At 30.6% G+C, this 22,124-nt stretch carries 23 protein-coding genes; 9 read left to right on the top strand and 14 right to left on the bottom strand.

The window, feature by feature from the left end; all coding sequences use genetic code 11:
- Window positions 1-89 precede the first annotated feature (89 nt).
- Complete coding sequence (locus AC1EUV_RS03755; RefSeq protein WP_480197326.1) at window positions 90-1,229, top strand: DUF5929 domain-containing protein; 1,140 nt, start codon at window positions 90-92, stop codon at window positions 1,227-1,229.
- Here the strand turns inward: AC1EUV_RS03755 and AC1EUV_RS03750 are convergent.
- The 5 genes from AC1EUV_RS03750 to AC1EUV_RS03730 all read right to left on the bottom strand — a co-directional run bounded on the left by AC1EUV_RS03750 (window position 1,226) and on the right by AC1EUV_RS03730 (window position 6,087).
- A complete protein-coding gene (locus tag AC1EUV_RS03750) occupies window positions 1,226-1,627 on the bottom strand; it encodes a c-type cytochrome (RefSeq protein WP_480197325.1) in 402 nt (133 codons plus the stop codon). The two genes, AC1EUV_RS03755 and AC1EUV_RS03750, sit on opposite strands and share 4 nt — an antisense overlap.
- Window positions 1,628-2,015: 388 nt before the next feature.
- Complete coding sequence (gene amaB, locus AC1EUV_RS03745; RefSeq protein ID WP_480197324.1) at window positions 2,016-3,569, bottom strand: L-piperidine-6-carboxylate dehydrogenase; 1,554 nt, start codon at window positions 3,567-3,569, stop codon at window positions 2,016-2,018.
- A gap of 139 nt (window positions 3,570-3,708) precedes the next feature.
- Entirely contained in the window at window positions 3,709-5,118 is a 1,410-nt protein-coding gene (locus AC1EUV_RS03740) for a hypothetical protein (RefSeq protein WP_480197323.1), read from the bottom strand.
- Window positions 5,118-5,660: an RNA polymerase sigma factor gene (locus AC1EUV_RS03735; RefSeq protein ID WP_480197322.1), complete on the bottom strand. Its 543-nt coding sequence runs from the start codon at window positions 5,658-5,660 to the stop codon at window positions 5,118-5,120. Before AC1EUV_RS03735 ends, AC1EUV_RS03740 begins: the two co-directional genes overlap by 1 nt.
- Window positions 5,661-5,679: 19 nt before the next feature.
- Complete coding sequence (locus tag AC1EUV_RS03730; RefSeq protein WP_480197321.1) at window positions 5,680-6,087, bottom strand: hypothetical protein; 408 nt, start codon at window positions 6,085-6,087, stop codon at window positions 5,680-5,682.
- 83 nt (window positions 6,088-6,170) lie between these two features.
- Between AC1EUV_RS03730 and AC1EUV_RS03725 the strand changes: the two genes are divergently transcribed.
- The gene (locus AC1EUV_RS03725; protein WP_480197320.1) at window positions 6,171-7,145 is read left to right on the top strand and encodes a LuxE/PaaK family acyltransferase; all 975 of its coding nucleotides are present in this window, start codon (window positions 6,171-6,173) and stop codon (window positions 7,143-7,145) included.
- Here AC1EUV_RS03725 and AC1EUV_RS03720 read toward each other — a convergent pair.
- Window positions 7,142-7,696, bottom strand: a complete 555-nt coding sequence (locus tag AC1EUV_RS03720) for a hypothetical protein (protein WP_480197319.1) — start codon at window positions 7,694-7,696, stop codon at window positions 7,142-7,144. The genes AC1EUV_RS03725 and AC1EUV_RS03720 overlap by 4 nt on opposite strands.
- Before the next feature lie 106 nt (window positions 7,697-7,802).
- Between AC1EUV_RS03720 and AC1EUV_RS03715 the strand changes: the two genes are divergently transcribed.
- Complete coding sequence (locus AC1EUV_RS03715; protein ID WP_480197318.1) at window positions 7,803-8,252, top strand: YHS domain-containing (seleno)protein; 450 nt, start codon at window positions 7,803-7,805, stop codon at window positions 8,250-8,252.
- A gap of 2 nt (window positions 8,253-8,254) precedes the next feature.
- On the opposite strand, the gene AC1EUV_RS03710 is transcribed toward AC1EUV_RS03715, so the two are convergent.
- The gene (locus tag AC1EUV_RS03710; RefSeq protein ID WP_480197317.1) at window positions 8,255-8,899 is read right to left on the bottom strand and encodes a TetR/AcrR family transcriptional regulator; all 645 of its coding nucleotides are present in this window, start codon (window positions 8,897-8,899) and stop codon (window positions 8,255-8,257) included.
- Window positions 8,900-9,191: 292 nt separating this feature from the next.
- Between AC1EUV_RS03710 and AC1EUV_RS03705 the strand changes: the two genes are divergently transcribed.
- Window positions 9,192-9,971 carry a hypothetical protein gene (locus AC1EUV_RS03705; protein ID WP_480197316.1) on the top strand — a complete coding sequence of 260 codons (780 nt, stop codon included), beginning with the start codon at window positions 9,192-9,194 and terminating at the stop codon, window positions 9,969-9,971.
- Between the two features lie 257 nt (window positions 9,972-10,228).
- Here the strand turns inward: AC1EUV_RS03705 and tyrS are convergent, their stop codons facing one another.
- On the bottom strand, window positions 10,229-11,536 hold the full coding sequence (tyrS, locus tag AC1EUV_RS03700; protein WP_480197315.1) for a tyrosine--tRNA ligase: 1,308 nt from the start codon (window positions 11,534-11,536) through the stop codon (window positions 10,229-10,231).
- Window positions 11,537-11,613: 77 nt separating this feature from the next.
- Here tyrS and AC1EUV_RS03695 point away from each other — a divergent pair, with 77 nt between their 5' ends.
- Complete coding sequence (locus tag AC1EUV_RS03695; protein WP_480197314.1) at window positions 11,614-12,633, top strand: NAD-dependent epimerase/dehydratase family protein; 1,020 nt, start codon at window positions 11,614-11,616, stop codon at window positions 12,631-12,633.
- Here the strand turns inward: AC1EUV_RS03695 and AC1EUV_RS03690 are convergent.
- Genes AC1EUV_RS03690 through AC1EUV_RS03680 form a run of 3 tightly spaced genes read right to left on the bottom strand, consistent with a single transcriptional unit; the run spans window position 12,623 to window position 15,156 of the window.
- Window positions 12,623-13,093 carry a DUF4296 domain-containing protein gene (locus AC1EUV_RS03690; RefSeq protein WP_480197313.1) on the bottom strand — a complete coding sequence of 157 codons (471 nt, stop codon included), beginning with the start codon at window positions 13,091-13,093 and terminating at the stop codon, window positions 12,623-12,625. The genes AC1EUV_RS03695 and AC1EUV_RS03690 overlap by 11 nt on opposite strands.
- Window positions 13,094-13,096: 3 nt before the next feature.
- Window positions 13,097-14,431 carry a dihydroorotase gene (locus AC1EUV_RS03685; protein ID WP_480197312.1) on the bottom strand — a complete coding sequence of 445 codons (1,335 nt, stop codon included), beginning with the start codon at window positions 14,429-14,431 and terminating at the stop codon, window positions 13,097-13,099.
- Entirely contained in the window at window positions 14,431-15,156 is a 726-nt protein-coding gene (locus AC1EUV_RS03680) for a polyprenol monophosphomannose synthase (protein WP_480197311.1), read from the bottom strand. The genes AC1EUV_RS03685 and AC1EUV_RS03680 overlap by 1 nt, the downstream gene beginning before the upstream one ends.
- Before the next feature lie 82 nt (window positions 15,157-15,238).
- Here AC1EUV_RS03680 and AC1EUV_RS03675 point away from each other — a divergent pair, with 82 nt between their 5' ends.
- Window positions 15,239-15,901: a DUF4271 domain-containing protein gene (locus tag AC1EUV_RS03675; RefSeq protein WP_480197310.1), complete on the top strand. Its 663-nt coding sequence runs from the start codon at window positions 15,239-15,241 to the stop codon at window positions 15,899-15,901.
- A 22-nt stretch (window positions 15,902-15,923) separates the two neighbouring features.
- Window positions 15,924-16,670 carry a uroporphyrinogen-III synthase gene (locus AC1EUV_RS03670; RefSeq protein WP_480197309.1) on the top strand — a complete coding sequence of 249 codons (747 nt, stop codon included), beginning with the start codon at window positions 15,924-15,926 and terminating at the stop codon, window positions 16,668-16,670.
- A gap of 76 nt (window positions 16,671-16,746) precedes the next feature.
- Here the strand turns inward: AC1EUV_RS03670 and recA are convergent, their stop codons facing one another.
- The gene (recA, locus tag AC1EUV_RS03665) at window positions 16,747-17,745 is read right to left on the bottom strand and encodes a recombinase RecA (RefSeq protein ID WP_480197308.1); all 999 of its coding nucleotides are present in this window, start codon (window positions 17,743-17,745) and stop codon (window positions 16,747-16,749) included.
- A 140-nt stretch (window positions 17,746-17,885) separates the two neighbouring features.
- On the opposite strand from recA, the gene AC1EUV_RS03660 reads away from it, so the two are divergent.
- Complete coding sequence (locus tag AC1EUV_RS03660; protein ID WP_480197307.1) at window positions 17,886-19,100, top strand: porin family protein; 1,215 nt, start codon at window positions 17,886-17,888, stop codon at window positions 19,098-19,100.
- Here the strand turns inward: AC1EUV_RS03660 and AC1EUV_RS03655 are convergent.
- Together AC1EUV_RS03655 and rpiB are read right to left on the bottom strand one after the other, a co-directional pair.
- Window positions 19,072-19,539 carry a GNAT family N-acetyltransferase gene (locus AC1EUV_RS03655; protein ID WP_480197306.1) on the bottom strand — a complete coding sequence of 156 codons (468 nt, stop codon included), beginning with the start codon at window positions 19,537-19,539 and terminating at the stop codon, window positions 19,072-19,074. The two genes, AC1EUV_RS03660 and AC1EUV_RS03655, sit on opposite strands and share 29 nt — an antisense overlap.
- A gap of 3 nt (window positions 19,540-19,542) precedes the next feature.
- Window positions 19,543-19,977 (bottom strand): ribose 5-phosphate isomerase B, encoded by a 435-nt coding sequence (gene rpiB, locus AC1EUV_RS03650; protein ID WP_480197305.1) that lies wholly within the window; start codon window positions 19,975-19,977, stop codon window positions 19,543-19,545.
- An 839-nt stretch (window positions 19,978-20,816) separates the two neighbouring features.
- On the opposite strand from rpiB, the gene AC1EUV_RS03645 reads away from it, so the two are divergent.
- A complete protein-coding gene (locus AC1EUV_RS03645; protein ID WP_480197304.1) occupies window positions 20,817-22,124 on the top strand; it encodes an NHL domain-containing protein in 1,308 nt (435 codons plus the stop codon).

Raw genomic sequence — 22,124 nt, 5'->3', positions numbered from 1 at the left:
ATTTTGGTTGATTAATTTCAACCAACGCCGCCTCAGTTTTCTGAGGCGGTTTTTTTGTACATTTATCAAAAATACTTCGTTTCTCAACAATGATTAATAAACGGCTTTTAATTAAAAACTTGCTCGCTTTTAATGATGAAAATAGTTTTTATGATAAAAAGCTAAAACTCAATTTTGGAACCAAAGAAGGTAAAGGAAAATTCTTAAAACACGTCTGTGCGCTATCTAATTCTAACCCAGACAATAATTCATATATCATCGTAGGTGTTGAAGATAAAGGCAGTAAAATTGTAGGAGTTGATTTTTTTGATGATAGTAAAATACAAAACCTTATTGACGCCTATTTTATCAATCCGCCAAAGGTTCAATACGAGAATATTGCTTTTCCGAGATTGTCGAGACATAAAGTTGTTGGCTTAGTAACTATATATCCTATAAACGAAGTAACATCATTAAAGAAAACAATTTGGAAATACCCAAGAGATACTGTTTTCTTCCGTCAAGGTAGTAATTCTATGCCTGCAGATTCTTTCTTTAAATTAAAAAGCACTAATAAGGCAATTGTTAAAGCAATTGAAAAAAATGCTGCCAATAATATTGAGCTTACGTTAAATGGTGTTTTTGATTTTATGAATTCACACAACGAAGACTTAAAGCCAACTTATAAAGTCTTTAAAGATCAATTTGTGCTTTGTTGGGCTGGTCAGCAAAAAACGATAGAGGAAGAAATCTATTATTCGAGAGTCGATATTGAATTAATAAATGAGCAGGTGCGTTTATTCTATTCCGCTTTAGACGAGGTAAAAATTAAATTTAATAAGCAATCTTTTATTATCACAGAATTTATACAATTAGGTATACAACCCGATTTTAAATACTACCCACTAGAGAAAACTATTATTAATTTTAAGGATAACGGTACTCATGATATTGCAACAGAGCTCTTATTTGAACCACCTAAGTTTGATTCTGTAGTATTAAAACATCTATTCAATAGTAATAATGCAATTGTAGAAAAATTGAGAAAAGGTCTATCAATATCTAAGAATGAACAATTAGATCTGTATCATTTACCCACGACCTACCTTATATGCTCTTTAAACGGGTTTATTAATGCTAAAAATAAGTTAGCTGAAGCTAAGCCTTATCTTAAAAAACTAGACGACAAAACAGCTTATATAAAGTTTAAGGAGGCTGTTAGGGTTTTACGCAAGCTAAAGTATAGTTAATTGTCTAAAGTACGAACATAGTTAAGCACATCCCAACGCTCTTTTTCGGATAAAATTGGCCCCCATTTAATCATAGCATTTCGACCATTAGATATTTTCCAAAAAATTTCTCCGTCTGATTGCTTTTGTACCATTGGCAAGGTAAGATTCTGTGGTTTTGGCGATAAGGCCTTACCTCCTGCTCCATTACCTACGCCTGTCGGCCCATGGCAAATCATACATCTTGTTTTAAATATCCGTTTACCGCGTTTTGCAGACATGCCTTTATCTACCCCTTTAACAGGATTTTTAATGGTCTTAGCTTCAGTAGGAGCAATCCATCGGTCTTGTTGCAAATTAATGCCAACGAACCCGAAAAGCAATAGTGAAAGTAATATTATGAGTAATTGTTTCTTCATACTGTTTATTTTATATTAAATATTTGATATTTAACATATTATCGTTCTCTAAAAAACAACTTTCATACCAATTTAGCTGTTAAATATAAAAAACCGCTTCTAAAAAAACGGTTTTTCATTCTTTTTATTCTATTAGTTACTTGGAAAAGGTTTTTCAAAAGTTTCAATTAATAGGAAAAATCCCTATTAAAAAACAGGAATTTTCCTATTGTATAAACGCAACCATATTTAGACTTTTGTATCTTAAAATTAGTTGAAAATCATTCGACTTAAGATATAACCTTGTTTCTCCCGACAAAGCTCGGCATTGAAGCAAGGTTTTTTAATGAAAAAAGCCCTCATTTTGAGGGCTTTTATTTTTTAGATTCCTGCCTAGGCAGGAATGACATTATAAATCAAACTTAATACCTTGAGCTAATGGTAATTCTGTTGTATAATTAATTGTATTGGTTTGTCTACGCATATAGATTTTCCAAGCATCTGAACCTGACTCACGTCCACCTCCAGTTTCTTTTTCACCCCCAAAAGCTCCACCAATCTCTGCACCAGAAGTTCCGATATTAACATTAGCGATTCCACAATCAGAACCAGCATGTGACAAGAAGCGTTCTGCTTCTCTAAGATTATTCGTCATAATTGCAGATGACAACCCTTGCGCTACTTCATTTTGTATATCAATTGCGTTTTCTACACCTCCAGAATATTTTAATAAATATAAAACTGGTGCAAATGTTTCATGTTGTACAATTTTAAATTGTGGTTCAGCTTCTGCAATAGCTGGCTTTACATAACAACCACTTTCATAACCTTCGCCCGAAAGCACACCACCTTCAACTACAATGTTTCCACCTTCTTCAACCACTTTTGCTAGCGCATTATTATACATCTCTACTGCGTCTGTATCAATTAACGGCCCAACATGATTATTTTCATCCAATGGATTACCAATACGTAGTTGTTTATAGGCATCAACTACAGCATCTTTTACCTGATCATAAATAGAATCATGAATAATTAAACGACGTGTTGATGTACAGCGTTGCCCGCATGTACCAACTGCGCCAAATACAGCGCCAATAACTGTCATTTTTATATCAGCATCTGGTGTAACAATAATTGCATTGTTTCCTCCTAATTCTAACAATGACTTACCTAATCGTCCTGCCACTTCTTTTGCTACTATTTTACCCATTCTAGTCGATCCTGTTGCAGACACTAAAGGTACTCGCGTATCTTTTGTCATCATTTCACCAACTTTATAATCACCATTTATTAAACAGGAGATTCCTTCAGGTAAATTATTTTCAACAAAAACCTCTGCAGCGATGTTTTGACAGGCAACACCACAAACTGGAGCTTTTTCAGAAGGTTTCCAAATACAAGTATCGCCACAAATCCATGCTAAAGCTGTATTCCAAGACCATACAGCTACCGGAAAATTAAATGCCGAAATAATACCTACTACTCCAAGTGGATGATACTGCTCATACATTCTATGCCCAGGCCTTTCTGAGTGCATTGTTAAACCATGTAATTGACGAGATAGGCCAACAGCAAAATCGCAGATATCAATCATTTCTTGAACTTCTCCAAGACCTTCTTGGTACGATTTTCCCATTTCATAAGAAACAAGTTTACCAAGTGCTTCTTTTTTTTCTCTTAACTTCTCTCCAAACTGACGTACAATTTCACCTCGTTGAGGTGCTGGCATTGTTCTCCATGTTTTAAAAGCTGAAGTTGCAGCATCCATGGCTTTTTCATAATCTTCTTTTGTAGAAGCTTTAACTTTAGCAATTAATTGACCATCTACAGGTGAATAACTCTCTATAACCTCTCCATTAGAAAAATTATTAGAGCCTGTTGAAGTTCCGTCATTTATATCTTTAACCCCTAGCTCTTGTAATGCTTCCTTTATTCCGAAATCAGTTGCAACTGCTTCCATATATTTTTAGTTTAAGTAATTATTAAATTTTGTGCTGTCAAAAGTACAAATATTAATGTCTGTTTTAAAACAAAATAGCCGAACTTTAAGAAGTTCGGCTATTTCTATATTTGGTAACCAACCAAATATAATTAACCAACTAAAACCTAAAATTCAATCCGGTGTAAACCCCCAAGTAATAAGGCTTAAAGCCACCGTCATCTTTTGAAAATGTATTCACTTGATATTTAAACATTGGTGATACATTTATAAATAATTTTTTATTGATCTTATAATCTAGGTCTAATCCTAAATTTCCACTAAAATTAACATCATTAATATTTGAAGCTTCACCAAGTGTTGTTTTACCATTTTGATTGAATAATGACACTTGGTTTTTATACAAGATATATGTACTTACACCTCCAACAACATGAACACCTAATTTTTTATTAGTTACTGCATACTTAATTTCTGTAGGAATCTCTATATAACTCAATGATTGGTTTAAGTCCCCTCTTAAGTTTACAAATCCTCTTTGATTATCAATCCCCGCACTTTGAGCTGCTAATTGGTTATTAGAAAGCGCTATTAGGTTAACTCCATCAATATTGGTGTTAATATTGGTATTTGATAGTTGCAATTCACTTGAAGAAATTAATGCTGTAACTCCTTTTGTTTTATAGGCTAATTCGACTGAATTGATACCCGTTTGTAGTGTTAACTTTTTATTTAAATTATAGTTAAGCTTTACTCCATAAGACAAAGAGGTGTTTGCTACTTTTTCACTATTTGCCAATGATTGATCAATTGGTGAGCCATCATTTAAAGAATTAAAATATATAGGGGCAATTGTAGTACCTACTGACCATCTTTGATTTGTACCTAAATCAGCAACGGCCTTTTCCTTAAGGTTTTCTTCAATAGCGTCAGTAATATTTTTTTTGGTTAATTGATGACTTATACTTGTCTTTTCATCATTCTTTGCAACTACTAAATTGTCTTCTTTCTTAACTAGGTTTTGATTTTCTGTATTTTTATCAATATCGCTGCCATTAGCTTTTTTATTTGATAATTGAGCAATGCTATTTACAGACTTCTCTACCTCTTCATTTTGTAATTCACTATTTTCTATATCTTGGCCCTTCTTAGGCTCGACGTTAGTTGTCTCATCTATTGTATTGCGTGTAACTCTTGTGTTTGTAGAGGTACTAGTTACCTGTTCATTATCTGAAACTGAACCAGGCGCAGCTTTTAATAGTTCTATTTGCTCATCAGAAACAACTTCCTGTGTATCATCATCGTTTTGATTTTTATCAAAAACAATTGGTGTGTTCTCATCAACAGTCGGCAAGGCATCCTCTTGATTAAAGTACCATAAACTTCCATTTACAAGCAATAATAGAATTGCCGCTGCGCTACCAATACGCAACCACAGCGGTACAATTCTTCTCCTTTTCTTTTTCGTTAAATGTAATTCAATGTTTTTCCAAACATTGGGTTCAGGAAAAACCTCATAATCTTTTAGTTTTTCTTGAAATAATCTATCAATATGTTTCTTGTCTCCCATCACTCAGAAACTTTATTTTTTTTTAATTTATTTTCTTCGAGCTTATTCTTTAGAATCGTTCGAGCTCGAGAAAGGTTTGATTTAGATGTGCCTTCAGATATTTTTAATATTTCGGCTACTTCCTTATGCGAATAGCCGTCTAGCACATACAGGTTAAATACCAATCGATATCGATTCGGTAATTGTTGTATTAGATCAAGTAAAAAATCTAACGAAACGTCCTCCTCATCTACGTCTACAATTACATTCTCTGGAATTTCTTCGGTTACCAGATTTAATACATTCTTTTCTCTATATTTTTGTAAAGCTGTATTAATAACAATACGCTTTAACCATCCTTCAAAAGAACCTTTTGATTGATACTGTTCTATTTTGTTAAAAATTGTAATAAAACCATCTTGTAAATTATCTTGTGCTTCTTGGTAATTTTTAGAGTATTTTAAACACAAGGCAAAGAGTTTACCAGCATACAACTGATAAACTTGAGATTGAGCGTTTATATCGCTTTGTTTACATTTTTTAATGAGTTCTTCTAAACTCATAGTTTTAGTTGGTCTTTATTTATTGATTCACTGGCACTACAATTTCTTCAAAAATATTTTCTCCATTGTTATCAACTCCTTTCCAGAATTTAAAAACATAGTCCGTTTCTTGTGATGCTATTAGGTCAAAAGTAAAGCTTTCTTCAATGATTGCTAAAGTACATGCTACGTCTAATGCAACTATAGAATTAGCAGCAACAATTCTTTCATTAGCATCATGCTGAAAAAATAAGCTATGAAAAGAGTGGCATCCGTCAGGTAAATCAAATATAATTGTTATTTGATATGTCTCTCCAAAATTAAATTCTGAAGGTACTACAGCCTCCTTAATAGGAAGCGTTTTAAGGTCAAAACTATCTTCATCATCAGAAATACTACATGTTAATAGTAAAAGTATCATTAAAATACTTAAAACGACTTTCTTCATTTTTCTTTATCAATTATTGTGCTTTTTAGATGCAGCTATTTTGATTGGTTGCGTTAAATAATTCTATTTTTACAATCTTAAATATGACTTTTAACCCTTTTAACATAAAATCTGAAATAGAATTTAAGGATATAGCCTTAAAAGTATTTGAACATCAGTTTGAGAATAATGTGGTATATCGTTCTTTCTGCGATTTGCTCTATGTTCATCCTTCTGAAATAAATACTATTGAGAGAATACCTTTTTTACCAATTCAATTCTTTAAGACGCATAAGGTTTTATCATCTAAAGATTACATTGAGATTACTTTTACCAGCTCTGGAACAACTGGAAGTTCAGTAAGTAAACATTTAGTGAACGACATTTCGGTTTATACCAAAAGTTACCTGAAAGGTTTCGAGCAGTTTTATGGTAACATAGAAGATTATGTGGTGTTGGCTTTGTTACCCAATTATTTGGAGCGAAAAGGGTCATCATTAATTTATATGATAGATGATCTAATTATGCGTTCAAAAAACGTAGAAAGTGGGTTTTTTCTCGGAAATCATCACAAATTGGCAAAAAAAGTGCAATTTTTAGATGAAAATGGTCAAAAAGTGCTGTTAATTGGTGTTTCGTTTGCTTTGTTAGACTTAATAGAAAATTATCAATTTAAGTTAAATAATACCATTATTATGGAAACCGGCGGTATGAAAGGGCGCCGAAAAGAACTTATTCGTAATGAATTACATTCACTTTTAAAAAATGGGTTCGGCACTTCTGAAATTCATTCAGAGTATGGAATGACAGAGTTGTTAAGTCAAGCATATTCTAAAGGAAATGGTGTTTTTGAGTGTCCGCCATGGATGAAGGTTTTAATTAGAGATACAGAAGATGCCTTAAGCATTTTACCAAGTAATATTACAGGTGGAATTAATGTTGTTGACCTTGCAAATTATAATTCATGTTCTTTTATTGCAACACAAGACCTAGGTAAAGTTTATACAAATGGCACTTTTGAGGTTTTAGGTCGTTTTGACCATTCGGATATACGAGGTTGTAATTTAATGATTAACTAATGCTTTATAAGTTTATTTCTAAGCATAGCAACTCTATAATCATTAGTTGTTAAATATTCTTCGCGTAAATTTCTTAAATATTTAACTACTGCATCTCTGTTTTTATACTTAGGAGATAAACAGTCTTTCATTTCTTGGTCTAAAACCGTTAAAATTAAATACCAATGGCCTTTTCTAGAAGCATAAGAATCTTGAAGCATCGGATCTATGTCTTTATTATCAAGCGCTGCATCAACTAAAAGAGGCAAAATATTTATAGTTTGTGTTGATTTTTCTATCTCAGAAAAAGTTAAGCCATATTCTTTTCCAGCAATAAAAAAAGGAACATTCCATTCAACATCTTTGTAATTTAGATCAAATTTGGCATTAATAAAATAGTAGAATTCGTCTGCATTTTTAGGGTCTTCAAAAATGAATGCATGTTGGTTAGGTAGACCTTTTTTGAACTTTCTGGCTATTTTTATTTTGTCATTCTCAATTTTTGGAGCTATACTTAAAGGGATACAAGAGGAGAATAAAAGCAAGGTGAGTAGAATAATTAATGGCTTCATATTTGAGTTTTTAAAAGTTCATCAACTTTTATACCGTTATAATTATTTTTAATCTCTTTTGTAATTTAACTATATGCCTGTCGACTCATATGCTAAATTTTTAAATATGAAAATCTATCTTTTTTCTTTTCTGTTTGTTCTTTCAAGTATTTTATTTGCTCAGCAAATCGATTATAATGAGCAAAAGAACTTTATTGCTAGCGGATATGATGTTGTATCCTATTTTTCTAATAAAGCTGTTAAAGGAAGCTCAAAGTATCAATATAAATACGATGGTGCTAATTACCGTTTTTCATCACAAAAGAACTTAGAACAGTTTAAGGCTAACCCTTCTAAATACGTTCCTCAGTACGGTGGGTGGTGTGCTTATGCCATGGCAGATAAAGGCGAAAAAGTAAGTATCAATCCAAAAACATTCGAAATTAGAAATGGTAAGCTATACTTATTCTATAATGCGTATTTTACCAATACTTTTGAAAGTTGGAAAGAAGAAATGCCTGCAAAGCTTATAAAAAAGGCTGATGCCAGCTGGGCAAAGATTAAGTATAAATCTTAAAACTAAGAAGCTTCTAAATAGGTTCTTCTTTCTTCTTTTGCGGGTTTTAATGTATCTAAATAAGCTTTAAACTGTTCCATATAATTATAAAACAATGCTTTATTATTAGTGGTTCTTTTAAGCGTTCTAACCCCTTCTAAAGAATTAATAATAAATTCTGCAACTGGTTCTGTATTAATATGTCTTGCTAGATAACCGTCTTCTATACCTCGGTATAGTAAATTAATGATAGCTATCTTCCATTGATCTAAAACATTGTGTAATTTACTTTTTAGGTTGTAATCATTATGTTCGTAACTTAATGCAACAATCATATTGGTTATTGGGCTGCCTAGATTTTGATTTAAAGATTCATCATTTATTAGTTTATCTTGTAATAAATCACCTAAAATAAAGATAGGATTTCCTCTTTTGTTAATAGGTTCTATAAACTCACTATGAATTTCTTTTTCTACACGCTCTTGAATAATAGTCTCAACAAAATGATGTTTATTTTCGAAATGGTAGTAAAAAGCGCCCTTTGTTAAACCAACTTCTTTTATAATTAAATCGATACTTACTGCATGATAACCATACATATTGATTAGTTCGTAACCTTTATCGATTAATTTTTGTTTAGTTAATTTTCGTTTTATTTCTTGTGTCATCGTCTTTTTGTTTGAGATTTACATTGATATAACACTTTGAACACAAAAAGTCCTAAGTGGTTTGTTTTATTTGCTTAAAAAATTATTGATTTTACCTTGAATACATACTGATTAGTATGTTTCTACAATAAAAAAAACAAAGTGTTTTTGATAGTAATTTATCTTGATTCTTAACTAATTTTCGACGAACTTCGCTATCGGTGGATATAAACCATTAAAACGGGTTCATATCCTAAACGTTAGCCATAATACGAACGGAATGATATTTGATGGATATTGTAAAACCATCATCATGAAAAAAATCATCCTTTTTTTAGTCTTAACTTTTGGCATGAAATCAGCAATTGCTGAATGTTCATTCAGTGGTCTTTACTTTTTACCTGAACAAAAAGAAATTAGCTTGAATTCAATGTTTATTATCGAAGGTTATTCAATGAATCAAAAAACGATTGAAAGCTTTAAAGATAGAACGATCTATCTAGAGAGCGAGAGGGGAGAATTAGTGGAATTAAATCTAGTGGAAATCTTTAAAGGCCAAATGAATTTAACTCAAGCAATCTTCAAACCAGTAAGGGAATTACGGCCAAATACCACCTACTTTTTAAGATTCTCTGACCAAACTGAGAGTGAAAGTAGAGAAATGAAACATTATAACCGCCTTAGTAAGAAACATGAAAAAGTTTTTTGGAAAACAACAGGCAAAAAATTTATTAACCCACTGAATACCAACCTGAGTGTTGGATTTGAAAAAACGGAAGTAAAATATTACGGTTGTGGTCCATCTGCAAATGCAATTTTTAAAACTCAAAATAAAGGGAACTCTGAAATCTGGTATAGAACAGAAGTTGTTGACTTAGAAATAAACAGAAAAATAACATATTACATAAAGGAATGGAATGGAAAACTTAACGTTGGACATGGGATGTGTTCTGGAGCCTTTACTTTTGATAAAAAAGGTAAATATAAAGTTAGGTTCACACCTATGAACATTGATGGAAAATTATTGAAAACAACCAAGTGGAAAATCTTTGAAAGTCCTTTTACTAATACCAAGAATCCTTTCGATTTTTAAAATACTATGGCTAACAACGTGTATAATTAATTACTGCGGAATTCCTTCGTAGGAATTCACTCGAATTAATTACATTTGAGTACGTCGGAAAATCCTAACTGATTTTCCGTAACTAACCATACACAAACCGATAAGCGAAATCAAAAAAAAGTAGTTTTTAACTAATATACCTTTTGGTCTGTTTTTTTATCTAAAAACAAGGCGTTTTGTTCTTAAAAAATACTAAGTAGTTTGTATTTTAACAGTATTAATAGCTCTTAATCTGCGATTTTTAGTAAAAAATAGCTCTTTTTTCCACGCTGCAACAGCACATACCTGTCTGCAATCAAATCTTTAGTAGTAATACTATAATCTTCTCTTACCTTTTCTTTATTTACACATACAGCGTTTTCTTTTAATGCTCTACGAGCGTCTCCATTGGAGTTTAAAAAATTGGTTTTAGCCGCTAATGCAGCTATCATGTCTAATCCATTTTCAATGTCCTCTTTAGGCACTGTTGCTTGCGGTACGCCATCAAACACATCTAAAAAGGTTTGTTCATCTAAACTTTTTAAGTCATCAGCAGTAGACCTTCCAAATAAAATATTTGATGCTGTAATAGCCTTATCTAATTCCTCTTTACTGTGTACTAATGTCGTTACTTCTTCAGCTAATTTTTTCTGTAAAGTGCGCATATGAGGAGCTTCCTTATGCTCAATTATCAAAGTGTCTATAGTAGCCTTATCTAAAAACGTAAAGATTTTAATGTACTTTTCGGCATCCTCGTCTGTGGTATTTAACCAAAACTGATAGAATTTATAGACAGATGTCTTATCTGCATCTAACCATATATTACCTCCTTCAGATTTTCCAAACTTAGAACCATCTGCTTTTGTAATTAATGGGCATGTCATAGCAAAAGCTTTAGCTTCTTCTGGTGCATTCATTCTACGTACTAATTCTGTTCCAGTAGTAATGTTTCCCCACTGGTCAGAACCGCCCATTTGTAGTAGACAATTGTACTCTTTGTATAAATGGTAAAAATCGTATCCTTGAATTAGCTGATAGGTAAATTCTGTAAAACTCATACCGCTACCAGCTTCTCCTCCAACACGTTTTTTTACTGAATCTTTCGCCATCATATAATTTACGGTAATGCGTTTACCCACATCGCGAGCAAAATCAATAAACGAAAAGCCTTTCATCCAATCGTAGTTGTTAACTAAAATCGGCGCATTTTTCGCTTCAGTATTAAAATCTAAAAATCGAGCTAGTGTATTCTTTATCCCGTTAACATTATGTGCCAATTGCTCTTCATTTAGCAAGTTGCGCTCGTCTGACTTGCCAGAAGGGTCGCCGATCATGCCCGTAGCACCACCAACCAACGCAATAGGTTTATGACCGCTGTTATAGATGTGTTTTAGTAAAATAATAGGTACCAAGCTACCTATATGTAACGAATCTGAAGTAGGATCGAAACCAATATAAGCTGTTGTCATTTCTTTCTGTAACTGCTCTTCGGTGCCTGGCATTATATCATGTATCATTCCACGCCAGCGTAATTCTTCTACTAAATTCTTCGTCATTTTTTTAAAATTTAGGCAAAGATATATTTATAAGTAGTAAGATAAAAGACAAATAGAAAAAAGACTAAATTCGCCCTATGATTTTAGTTACCGGAGGTACTGGATTAGTGGGTTCGCACTTGTTATATCACCTTAGTTTAGAGTTTGATACTATTGTTGCTATTTGTCGAAAAACAAGTGATTTACAACAGGTAAAGCGAGTGTTTGGTTATTATACTGATGATGGTGCATTTTTTGATAAAATAATCTGGAAAGAAGCTGATATTAATGATATTTCTTCATTACAAGAAGTTTTTAAAAATACTTTTTTACATGTCTATCATTGTGCTGCTTTTGTTTCTTTTGATCCGAAAGATTATAGAGAAATGCGTAAAACTAATATTACGGGTACAGCTAATATAGTAAACTTTTCTATTGAACATAATGTAAAAAAATTCTGTTTTGTAAGTTCGGTTGCAGCCGTAGGGAAATCGTTAAACAATAAACCTATAAGTGAAGAAAATGATTGGAACACCGAGGAAAAGCATCATGGCTACGCTATTTCAAAATATGGTGCTGAGATGGAAGTTTGGCGTGCAAGTCAGGAGGGATTAGATGTTGTAATTGTAAATCCAGGGGTAATTCTAGGAGCTGGTTTTTGGGATATAAATACAGGTAAATTGTTTAAGACTATCGCAAATGGTTTTAAATATTACACTAATGGTATTACTGGTTTTGTAAGTGTAAAAGATGTAGTAAAGCCAATGATTTTACTCATGGAAAGCAATATTAAGAATGAACGCTTTATTTTAGTTTCTGAAAATATTTCTTTTAAAACACTATTATTTTCTATCGCTGATGGTTTGCAGGTTAAAAAACCGTCTATACAAGTTTCACCTTTTTTAAGTGAAATTGCTTGGAGACTAGACTGGTTAAAAAGTACTTTAACAGGAAGAAAACCTTTATTAACTAAACATTCTGCAAGAGCTGGTCACAATAAAAGTTATTATAATGCTGGTAAATTGAAAAAAGCCATAGGCTATAATTTTGAGCTTATTACGCAGGGTATTGAGGATGTTTGCAGATCATATCAAAATGATAAAAGCGTTATTTCTTGATAATTTGTTTTCGTTTTGTTTTTTTATCAAGCAATACATCTTGTAATTCGTCATCTTTTTTAAATTTTCTTGCTCTGCGAATTGAATCACGTTTATAAATAGGCAATTTTGGGTCTATACCCACCATATCTGGATCATAAGAATCACGTAAACTTTTGAGGTTCTTTTCTACTTTTTTGAACATGTCTTCATATCGCTCAACTTTAGAAGTATAATAAATATTACTTCGCATAAAGCGCGTACTATCTATCTGATATTTAGTATAAACAAGCGGTAAGTAGCTAATTTTTCGTTCAAGTTTCTTGTTTTTAACACCACGTGTTCCATAAGCAATATATATATCAGTCCATAAATCAATCATTTGATCTTTAGGTATCAAATCATCTGGCTTTTTATAGATTGTCCTGCTGGTGCAGGAAACCATCATTAAAACACTTATTATGACTACTATTCTATTCAAAAACTATCTGTTAAAAGTTAAACGTTTTCCTCTTTCATTATCATTAAACTTTCCTTGGTTATAAATAAGCTGCCCATTTACAAAAGTATGAGAAACAGTTGAACTAAATGTAGTACCCTCAAAAGGAGACCAACCGCATTTATATAAAATATTCTCTTTAGAAACAGTTTGTGGTTTATTCTGATCAATTAAAACTAGATCGGCATAATAGCCTTCTTTTATAAATCCTCTTTTTTCAATTTGGAATAGTTTTGCAGGATTATGACACATCTTCTCAACAATCTTTTCTAACAATATTTTTCCTTGCTTATGTGCTTCTAGCATAGCCAATAAAGCATGTTGAACAAGTGGTCCGCCACTTGGTGCTTTAGTATAGACTTGATCTTTTTCTTTAATGGTATGTGGAGCGTGATCTGTTGCTAATACATCTATTCTATCATCTAATAAGGCTTTCCATAGACCTTCTTTATCCTCTTTTGTTTTTACTGCTGGGTTCCACTTAATATGTGTTCCTTTCTCTTTATAATCTGAATCATCAAACCATAAGTGATGCGTACAGACTTCGGCAGTAATTTGTTTTTCTTCTAACGGAATATCATTTCTAAATTGCTCCGTTTCCTTAGCGGTCGAAAGGTGAAATACATGTAAACGTGCGCCTGTTTCTTTAGCTAATGCTATTGCTCTAGAAGATGATAAATAACAAGCTTCTTCGCTTCTTATTTTAGGATGTAATTCAATAGGAATATCATCACCATATCTTGCTTTAGCTTCTGATAAATTTCTACGAATAGTCTCTTCATCTTCACAATGCACAGCAATAACCATTTTAGTTGATGAAAATATCTTACGTAATACTTCTTCATTATCTACCAACATATTACCTGTTGATGAGCCTAAAAATAATTTAATAGCTGCTACTTTTTGAGGATCTGTTTTTAACAATTCTTCTAAATTATCATTCGTACCACCAAACATAAATGAGTAATTAGCATAAGATACTTTTGATGCTATTTCAAATTTTTCTTCTAGTAATTCTTGCGTTGTTGCTTGCGGTACAGTATTCGGCATTTCAATAAAGCTGGTAATTCCCCCGGCAACAGCCGCCCTACTTTCTGTTTCAATATTACCTTTATGTGTTAATCCTGGTTCGCGAAAATGTACCTGATCATCGATTATTCCAGGTATGAGTAGTTTTCCACTTGAATCAATAACTTCTGCATTTTCGTCATTAATTTCAGCGTTTATTTCTTTTATAAAATTACCCTCTATCAAAACATCACCAATAAAGTTTACGCCTTCGTTAATGATTGTAGCATTTTTTATGAGTGTCTTTTTCATTATTTGTTAGGTAACCCTTTTAATCGCATTGTTAGTACTCCAAATACCGCTTCATTAATAATTCTTCCATTCATCTTAGACTCTCCATACTTTCTATCGGTAAAAATTACTGGAATTTCTTTGATTTTAAAGCCATGTTTCCAAGCTTTAAATTTCATTTCAATCTGAAAAGCATATCCTATAAACTTTATTTTATCTAGCCGAATTGTTTCCAGTACTTTTCGCTTATAACAAACAAAGCCAGCCGTTGTATCATTGATAGGAATACGTGTTACAAATCGTACATATCTAGAAGCAAAATATGAAAGTAACAAGCGCTTTATATCCCAATTAATCACATTTACCTGATTGTTAACATATCTCGATCCGACAGAGATGTCATTTTCTTCTATTCTACATGTATTATAGAGTCTTATCAAATCGTGAGGGTCATGTGAAAAATCAGCATCCATTTCAATAATATACTGATAATCTCTCTCTAAAGCCCATTTGAAACCATGAATATAAGCATCTCCGAGACCCTTTTTTTCTTTTTTTATTTCTAAATGTAATCTTTCAGGAAAAATCTTTTGTAACTTCCTGACAATCTCATAAGTTTTATCAGGTGATGAGTCATCGACAACTAAAATATGCAAGTAATTATCTTGTAAAAACACCGCTTTAATAATATTCTCTATATTATCTTTTTCGTTATAAGTAGGTATAATTACAAGTGTATCTTGCATTTTATAAATTTAGTTGCCAAAGATAAAACTTTTAATTACTAATTTTGTGTTAACATTCTCCCTTTAAAAGAGTCGGTTTTTAATGATAGAAGTCTCTGAACGTATATTTATAAATAAAGATTGGATTACCTTAATTTTTGTATTGCTTTTTGGCTTGTTTGTCGCTTCTAAACAAATAAATAGTGAACGCTTTTCAAGGCTTTTTTCTTTAATTTATTCAAAAAACTATTTGGTAATTTATCAAAAGCAAACACCACTATTGACCAATTCTTTTCATATAATCTTTGGTGTTATACAGGTTTTTATCTTCTCTATAACTATTTTTATATCAAACAAAGCCTTTAATTCTGTTGCTAATGAATTAGAGTTTTCGTTTTTTTTGACCATTCTTACCGGTGTGTTTACCTTCTTTGTTGTACGCTTCTTTGTAGGAAAATTATTTGCCATTCTTTTTGAAAAGGAAAAGGAATTTGAATATGTTACTTATCTAAAAATTAGCTATTTAAGTAATTTTTCCTTGTTGATTTTTCCTTTGTTGATTTTTGCCACTTATTTTAAATATAATTCGATTGAAATCTCTTTTTTTATATTCATTACGGCAGTAATCTTATTATTAATTTATTATGTACTTATTATTAGAAACAATCAAAAATTGATTCTAAGTAGACTTTTCTATTTTATTTTGTACCTTTGCGCCCTTGAAATAGCACCTATTATCCTGTTATATAGGTTATTCATTTTATAAAAACTAAAATAATAAGAAGAGTATGAAAGTTAAAACCATTTTAGTTTCCCAGCCTGCTCCTAGCAACGATAAACCATCGCCTTATTTTAATTTATCTGAAAAGCAAAAAGTTAAAATTGATTTTAGATCTTTTATTCATGTAGAAGGTGAAAGCGCTAGAGAGGTAAGAAATCAAAAAATTGATTTTTCAAATTTTACCGCTGTTATATTTACAAGTAGAAATGCCGTTGATAACTATTTTAGATTAGCTGAAGAGATGCGTTTTAAAGTGCCAGATGATATGAAATATTTCTGTCAGTCTGAAGCGGTTGCCTACTATTTACAAAAATATGTTGTTTATAGAAAGCGTAAGATTTATGTTGGTGAGCGTACTTTTCAAGATCTTACTAAGCAAATTAAAAAGCATAAAGATGAAAAGTTCTTGTTGCCTTCTGCGGATAAATTAAAGCCAATTGTTCCTCAAATTTTAGATGAATTAAGTGTTAATTGGCAAAGAGCTATACTATATAAAACTGTAGTGAGTGATCTTTCTGATCTTAAAAATGTTTATTATGATATTTTAGTTTTCTTTAGTCCTTCTGGAATACAGTCTTTGTTTGAAAACTTTCCAGATTTTGAACAAAACAAAACACGAATTGCTGTTTTTGGAAACACAACGGTAAAAGCTGCTGAAGAAAATGGTTTAAGGGTAGATATCGCTGCTCCAACGCCTGAAACACCTTCTATGACTATGGCTTTAGAAAGTTATATTAAACAAGTGAATAAATAAACACTAATTATTATATATTACAAAAAAAATCCCGTTCAAATTGAGTGGGATTTTTTAGTTTATATATTTTAATAATCTAACCTATTTCTTCTAATATCTTAGATTCTAATTCTTCAGCTAAATCAGGATTGTCTTTTATTAATTGTTTAACAGCATCTCTTCCTTGCCCTAATTTTGTTTCGCCATAACTAAACCAAGAACCACTTTTTTTAATAATTCCGTATTCTACACCTAAATCTAGAACTTCACCTACTTTAGAAATTCCTTCTCCATACATAATATCAAATTCAGCTGTTTGAAACGGTGGCGCAACTTTATTTTTAACCACTTTTACTTTAGTGCTATTACCAATAACTTTGTCACCGTCTTTAATTTGAGTTCTTCGTCTAATATCTAAACGAACTGAAGCATAAAACTTTAAAGCGTTACCACCAGTTGTAGTTTCTGGATTACCAAACATTACTCCTATCTTCTCGCGAAGCTGATTAATAAAGATTACTGTACAATTTGTTTTACTAATTGTACCTGTAAGTTTACGAAGAGCTTGTGACATTAAACGTGCGTGAAGACCCATTTTAGAGTCACCCATTTCGCCTTCAATTTCACTCTTTGGAGTTAGTGCAGCAACAGAGTCAATAACAACAATATCTACTGCGCCAGATCGAATCAAATTATCAGCAATTTCTAACGCTTGTTCACCATGGTCCGGTTGTGAAATAATAAGTTCACCAACCTCTATTCCTAATCTTTCTGCATAAAAACGATCAAATGCATGTTCAGCATCAATAAAAGCTGCTATTCCTCCAGCTTTTTGAGCTTCTGCAATAGCATGGAGTGTTAATGTTGTTTTACCTGAAGATTCTGGTCCATAAATTTCTATTACTCTACCTCTAGGGTACCCTCCAACACCAAGTGCTAGATCGAGCCCTAATGAACCTGAAGAAATTGCATCTATTTCTTCGGTAACATCATCACCAAGACGCATTACAGAACCTTTTCCATATGTCTTATCTAATTTATCTAATGTAAGCTGTAGCGCTTTTAATTTTGCTGTTTTTTCTTTGTCTTCTGCCATAAATCGTGCTTAAAATTATTCGTAAAATGAGAAATGCTAATGTACAAAAATTAGCCTTATTAAATTATGAATATTAAGGCGAAATACTTTTATTTGTTGAGCATGTTATCTTTCTTTAAAAGATCAAATCTTTATCAATTATGAATAAATTTTATCTGCTTTCAATTTTCTTGTTTTTAAATCTGTTTATCTATAGTCAAATAAATTTTGAAAAAGGTTATTTTACTAATAATGATGGGGTTAAAATAGATTGTTTTATTAAAAACATAGATTGGAAAAACAATCCAAAAGAATTTGAATATAAATTAAATAAAGAATCTAATCCAATAAAGGTTAGTATATCAAAAGTAAAGGAATTTGGAATAAATGGAATTTCAAAATATGTGAGGTTTAAAGTAAAAATAGATAGGTCGAGTAATAAGGTAGGTAAATTAAGTAATGAGAAAAATCCAATATTTAAAGAAGAAGTACTGTTCTTAAAATCTTTATTGGAAGGTAAGGCAAGTTTGTTTATTTATAAAGAAAGTGATTTAATTAGGTTTTTTTTTAAGGTTAACGATAATCTAAATCAATTGGTTTATAAAAATTATCTAACTGATAATAATAAAATAGGAGAAAACAATAGTTTTAAACAGCAGCTTTTGAATAACTTAAATTGCGATAATTTAAATCTAAATGATTTTAATAACTTAAAATATAAAAGAAATAGTTTGGTTAAACTTTTTACAGCATATAATAGCTGTTTTGATTCAAAAACAACCTCACATATAAAAAAAGAAAAAAGTCAATTTAATATATATTTAAAGCCTGGTTTAAATTTTTCTAGACTATTTATAAAAAATGAATCCAATAACTTTGAGTACAACTACAATAATGAATCAAATATTAAATTTGGGTTAGAACTAGAATATATATTACCATTTAATAATAAAAAATGGTCACTTTTTACAGAGCCAACTTATCAATATTATAATTCTAAAAATGTTTTTAATGTTCCCTCAGGGGTAGGTGGTGTTAGTTTTGTTGAAGTTACTTCTAATTTAGATTATAAATCAATTGAAATACCAATAGGATTGAGGTATTACTTTTTTTTAAATCCTAACTCTAAAGTATTCATTAATACAGCCTTAAGTTTAGATATTGCTTTAAATTCGGAAGTCGATTTTGATTTAATTTTACCAAATTTAGATATTAAATCAAGACCTAATTTACTTTTTGGTTTTGGTTATAATTTATCAAATAAATACTCTTTTGAAATAAGATACTTTACTGAAAGGGAAATTTTAAGTGACTATAATTTTATAAATTCTGATTATAGTTCACTTTCTATATTATTTGGGTATAATCTTTTTTAAGCATATCTATATGAGGAATTCCATCATCTAAATATTCTTCACCTATTTGCTGAAATTCAAAAGATTTGTAGAAATTTTTAAGATAGGTCTGTGCACTAATTTTAATAAATGAGGTTTTTAATTCATTTTTTATAAAATCAATTGTTTTCTCAACTAAGATGCGACCTATGTGTTTTCCTCTGAAATCTGAATGTACAACTACTCTACCAAAAGCAGTTTCTTTATAGTAATCACCTAGTTTAAAGATTCTGGAATACGCAATTATTTGAGTTGGATTTTCTTCCGCGAAAGCATATAAATGAAATGCTTTTTTATCTTTATTATCTAATTCATAATAAGCACATTTTTGCTCTACCACAAAAACATCTATTCGTAATTTTAAAATATTATGAAATTCTTCTAAGGTAAGCTCATCAAACTTTTTACACACCCATTGCATAAGTTAACAAGTGGTTGCTATTTTATTTACTCTATTCTGATGGCGACCACCTTCAAAATCTGTAGTTGTAAATATATCTACAAATGCTTTAGCTTGATGTATGGATACAAAACGGGCAGGTACGCTTAATACATTTGCATTATTGTGTTGGCGGGCTAAAGCTACTAGTTCATTATTCCAACAAAGGGCAGCTCTAATATTTTGATGCTTATTAGCAGTCATTTGAGCACCATTACCACTACCACAAATAATAATTCCTAAATCTGCTTTTTTATTTTCTACAGCAGTAGCTACAGGATGAATAAAATCTGGATAGTCAACGCTCGTCGACTCATTCGTTCCAAAATTTAAAACTGTATATCCTTTAGATTCTAGTTCTTTAATAATTTCAAATTTATACTCTGTGCCGGCGTGATCATTACCAATAGCTATATTCATAATTATAATTAGGTTATTATGTTACAAATTTACTATAAAACCATGTTATAAACATAAATTAACCTTATTGTTAATCAAAAAATATAAAACTATAGTTATCAATAAGATGTAAATTTATAGTAAATGTTAATAAAATATCTATTGTTTCTAACAATAAGATTTTGAAGTTTAATAAATCTTTTTAATACAAAAATTAGAATATACTATCCAAATTATTTTGTGATTTTTTTAAGCATAGTTATTTATATAATTTATAATCCTTTTTAACAATTTTAGATAATTAAAATATTAAAGAAATACTGTTAAATTCGATATTAACTAAATGTTTATAACTATTATAGTTCTATTAAGTATTAATAACTTAAGATAAAAAAACATGTTAATTAATATTTAATCTTTTTTTAAAACTGATATATCAAAATATATGTTCACTATTTTATTTAACATATTAACAAGCTATAATAACTATTAAACTTTTTTAAAATATTTAAAAGAAAATAATATTATTAATTAATAATGTTAATAAAGTGTAAATTTAACTAACTTGAATAGTCTTATGGAAACTGGTAGAAGGAGGTTTAATAACAAGATGATCTGAAGATGTTTTTGAAAGGGTTGTATTTATTGATAAGTAACCAATAAATAAACCGATGCAAAAGCAAAGTATAAATGCTAAAAGTATTTTATAGAAATTCTTCATTTTTAAGTACTTCTCTTATTATAAAGACGAAGCTTTAACATTTCTGTTACATTTTTTTTAAGAAAATTTTAAGAAAACTGTTTTAAATAATTGTAATTTAGCCAATCAAAATTGCTATAAAAAATAATCCCTTTTAGTTATGAAAAAAAAATACTTGATAGTAGTTTTCTTGTTTTGTACTACATTTTTATTTACACAACAAATAACTACAGTAGCCGGAAATGGTAAAACCGGATTTTCTGGTGACGGAGAAAAAGCAACTTCTGCAAGGTTGAATTTACCTTTTAATCTCACATTCGATAAAAATCAAAATTTATATATAGCTGATACTTATAATAATAGTATTCGAAAAATAAATGCTGAAACTGGTATTATAAGTACCATTATTAGAAATGAAGATAAGTTTGCTATAGACGCCTTAAAAACACCAACAGGTGTTACTTTTGATGAGTATGATAACTTATATATTGCTGAATTGGCAAATCTTAGAATTAGAAAGGTTAACGTTAACTCTGGAAAATCCATTACTTTAGTTGGTACTAAATCTGAGAAAGAGCAACCTAATATTAATGCAAGCTTGGCAGGCCCATTCAATGTAGTCTTTGATAAATCAGGTAATTTATATGTTTCTGTAAATGGAGATAGTAGTGTGCGTAGAGTAGATTTTGCTACAGGAGAAATTTCTGATGTTGCAGGTACAGGTGAAGCAGGTTTTTCTGGTGATGGTAAATTAGCTAAAAATGCACAGTTATCTAATCCAACGGGATTAGCCTTAGATAATAATGAAAATCTTTACATTTCTGATACTGGAAATGAACGTATACGTAAAGTAGATTTAAATTCTGGTATTATTTCTACTATTGCAGGCAATGGAGAAAATAATTTTTTTGGTGATGGAAGACTTGCTAAAGATTCTAAATTATCGAATCCATTAGGATTAGTAACTGATAAAAATAATAATCTTTATATTGTTGATCGCGGAAATAATAGAATACGTAAAATAGAAATTACTACAGGTATTATTTCAACAGTTGCTGGTACTGGAAAAGCTGGTTTTTCAGGTGATGGTGGTCTAGCTACTGAAGCAGAATTACAGAATCCAACAGGGTTAGCATTCGATAAAGATGATAATCTATATGTAGTTGATCGTGGAAATAATAGAATTAGAAAAATCACTGGGTTAGTAGAAAAAAGTAATGATGTTTCTCCAAGTGATTTAACAGCAAGTATTTCTGTCTATCCAAATCCAAGTACTGATAAAATAAGTATTGATTTAAAAAATGGATTAGAATTAAAACAAGCACTATTATATGATGTAACAGGTAAGCAAGTACAAGTAGAATTAAATGATAATGTAATTAATGTATCTAGATTACCTAGAGGCATCTATGTATTACGATTAACTACCAATAATGGATCATTAGAACAAAAAATAGTTTTAGAATAA

The organism is Maritimimonas sp. 2304DJ26-3, from assembly GCF_056591635.1.
Note: the sequence above shows the minus strand (reverse complement) of the source record. Positions and strands in the feature narration are given on the sequence as shown.